Annotated in this window: 2 protein-coding genes; both read right to left on the reverse strand. The window is 68.8% G+C overall.

Going from position 1 to position 3,448, the window contains the following annotated elements; all coding sequences use genetic code 11:
- Positions 1–47: 47 nt before the first annotated feature.
- Entirely contained in the window at positions 48–2,459 is a 2,412-nt protein-coding gene (locus PLE19_23935) for a hypothetical protein (GenBank protein ID HPD17999.1), read from the reverse strand.
- Positions 2,460–2,553: 94 nt separating this feature from the next.
- On the reverse strand, positions 2,554–3,426 hold the full coding sequence (locus PLE19_23940) for a hypothetical protein (GenBank protein HPD18000.1): 873 nt from the start codon (positions 3,424–3,426) through the stop codon (positions 2,554–2,556).
- Positions 3,427–3,448 lie beyond the last annotated feature (22 nt).

A 3,448-nucleotide genomic window follows, 5' to 3' on the forward strand; every position in this document is an offset into this window, starting at 1 on the left:
CCCGAATCGGCGGCGTCGCAGCCTCACGCGGATTCTCGGACAGGCTCCTAGTCGGGCAGTCGGCGGACCTTGCAGGCCACCTCGGGCAGGCGCTCGGGCGGCCGGAGGGTGAGCGTGCCCCGGTCGGTTGCGGCGACGGCGTGTCCCAGCGGCTCGCCGTTATAGGTGTCCCACCACTCCACGCGGTAGCGCCCGTCAGACATTCCGGCCAGTTCGACAGCGGCCCGGCCGATGGCCACCGGGTCCCGCCCCTCGACGGCTCGGCGGTACCAGGTGTTCTCGCGGCGGCGGATCCAGAGCAGCCCGGCGTCCTCGCTCCTGGAGCCCACGACGAGCAGGGGCGAGTCCCCGTTGCTGCGCACGGGGCTCCAGTGCGCCGCCGGCAGTTCCACGCCGCGCAGGAAGTTTGCCAGAGCGGTGTAGTGGTAGTAGAGGTCGCGGTCGGCCAGGTAGCTCTCCCACCACCAGTGCATGGCAGTGCCGGCGCAGCCGCCCAGGGCCGAGGCCCACAGCGCCGCGTGAAGGTGCACGCCCGTCTTGTCGGCCTCGTTCAGGGGATTGAAGTCACGGGTGCCCAGGAAGCCGAACTCGGTGATGAGCGTGGGCTTGCCGAACGGCTCGAGGGCATCCCTCTGGGCGAGCACGAGGGCCGCGGCGTCCAGCGCCTCGGCACGCGCCTGGCCCACGGGGCGGGGGATGTAGGTGTGCGCCTGCACCAGGTCAATCTCCGGCAGGCGCCACAAGTCGTCCCAGGTTGCACGGAGGCCCAGGCTGATCGTGACGGGATGGCTGTACGGGTCCAGCGTCTTGACCTGAGCGGCAGACGCCCGGACCCAGGCAAGCACGGCGGGGTCGTGGGGCGTGTCGGTTGCCGACGTGATCTCGCTGAACAGCTCCCACGCCAGGAGGCTGGTGAAGGGCGCGTAGCGCGCGGCCAGGTAGCGGAGGCGGCGCTGGTATTGCTCGATGGCTCTGGGGTGGGTGAAGAACTGGGCCGGAGCCTGGCATGGGCCGCCATTCCGCGCGAGGTAGGGGTTGCGGGCGGCGCCGTCCCCCGAGCCCAGGTCGCGGAAGTTGTCGAGGCAAAGCTGCACGTAGACGCCACGCTCGCGCGCCGTCTGGAGAATCCGGTCGAGCCGCCACGCGTCGTCGAGGCGGTAGTCGTCGGGGCGGTCGCCCTCCACGTGCACGCCCCACGTGCACAGCCAGAAGCGGGTGGCGTTGAGGCCGGCCGCGACCATGCGGGCCAGGGCCGCGTCGCTCGCATACGTGCCTTCCGTCGCCGGCGGCCAGCACCAATTGTGGCCGATCAGGAACACCGGCTCGCCGGGGGCGCGCTCGAGGTAGCGTCCGTTGGCCTTTGGTGCGAAGAGGAACCGTTGCCCGTCGCCCGGCGTGGCGGCGAAGGTGAACGGCTTCGACGCCGCTGTCCTGCCGCCGGCCGCCACCCTCAGCACGCAGGTGTGAGCTCCCGGCTCCGTGGGCGTGATGCGCACCCGCCAACGCCCCAGGCCCACGGGCCTCAGGCGCTCGGCACCCTGCTCCTGGGTCCGCACATAATCACGCGTGTAGAAGCCGGCGTGGAGGGCAGCCGCCTTGGGCTCTGGACCGCTCGGGGCCTGGACTTCGGCCGACACGGCCACCTGCGCCGGGTCGAAGGGATTCTCATACGGCGCCCACAGCAGCAGCTCGGCCTCATGGAACTGGCCGCAGGCCACATGCTGGCTGCCCGGCACCACGGCCGCGACGACGGGGCCCTCGGGCGGCTTGCCGAACGACAGCACGAAGCTCAGCGACCGCCAGCCCGGCGGGTCCCCGACGGCTCGGCGAGCGTAGAACTGCACCTCGAACCACGGATTGCCCCAGTGCCGCGCGTCCTGCACGATGATCTTGCCCGCGGGCCGGCGCAGGCATGAAACCGTCAAGCCATTACGCTGCACGCTGAACGCCGTCGAGTCCTGCTCGATGAGGCGCGGCTGAGCCGCCTTCTCGGCCGGCAGCGCGACGGGAGAGCCCGCGCCAACGGTGCAGGAGGCCCCGGCGAACGTGGCCAGCGGCAGGTCGAAGCAGGCCGCCACCTCTTCCGCATCGGCCAGGTCGGGCGCCGCGATGGCGTAATTCACCAGCACGCCGTTCGGGATGGGCGTGACCGACTGCCAGTACTCGACCTGGCGTTGCCCGGCGCGAAGCAGGCCGTGGAACGAGCGGCCCGCGGGGCCTTCGGCGGGCGGCGAGGCGAGACGCGCATTGGACTGGGTCTGGTAGCCCCCCTGCGCCCACAGGCGCAGGCTGCACTGCGACAGGAGGATGCCGCCATCGCGTTCCAGGTGCCAGACGCCCCGCTCGTCGAACTGCGCCCGGTGCGAGGCATCGAGCACCAGCGGCAGCGTGGCCGCGCCGCGCAGCGGAGGCGCCAGGGCCACGAGCACAGTTGCGGCCAGGAGGCGGAGGCGACTCATGCCCCCATTTCAACACGACGTCGCCGGCGATGCAAGTCGCTGTCGGCGGATTCTGCTGGAGCTTTCGGCTTGGCGCTTGCAGCTTGAGGCTTCCTCAGAACTTGATGATCCCCTTCTTCCTCAGCTCCAGCGCCTTCTCCAGCAACTCGATCATCTCCGGCGTGAACCGGCACCCGATGTCCCCCCCATCGCTCGCCTTCTTGCGGCAAGGACTCGTCGGCTTCAGACGGTAGTCCAGATTGTCCGGGTCGCGGAATTGGGGATCCGCGATGATGCAGTTCTTGCCCGGCTTGGTCTCGCCCACGTACGGCGGGCTACCCGAGAGAACACAGTGTTCGACAGAGGGCTGCAGATCTGGCACTGCTTGGACCTGTCCGATCACGGAGTCAATGGCCGTAGTCGGTTGCTTGCCGGAGTTCAGCTTGCCTGTCAGAACGCTGAGTCTCAACTTCATGCCGCCATCCCCACCCCCTCTCCCGATCATCAGGCAGTTCGTGGCGGTTAAGGGCGCATGGCTGGTGAAAACACCCCACTGCGGCCCCATCAAGACGCACGCCTCTGCCTGGGTCTCACGGAACGAGTAGACGGCCAAGCCGTTGAAGGCATAGGCAAGGCTGGAGCGCAAGCGGAGGTGTGCCGCTCCCACATGAATGGCCGCGTTCTCGTAGGCGTGGCCTTCGGGTGGGGCGCAATGGGTGATGATCATGCCCTCCATGCTCACGTCCGGAGCCTGAACCGACACAAGGTAGTTGTACCTCCTGTCCGGCATGCGTGACGATATGACCGGCCAGGACCCTTTCCTTCCCCTGAGAACCAACCCCTTTGCGGCGGGGGGTATAATCACCTTCTCGTAGTACGTGGCGCTGTCTTGTATCTCGATCAGACTATTCGCCGGCGCGGCATCAATGGCGGCTTGGATGGAGGTGAAGTCGCCCTTGCCGTCCTGGCGGACGGTGCGCGGGTGCATGTCTTCGATGCGCGACAGGGCG

The organism is Planctomycetota bacterium (assembly GCA_035384565.1).
In the GTDB taxonomy this organism is placed as follows: domain Bacteria; phylum Planctomycetota; class PUPC01; order DSUN01; family DSUN01; genus DAOOIT01.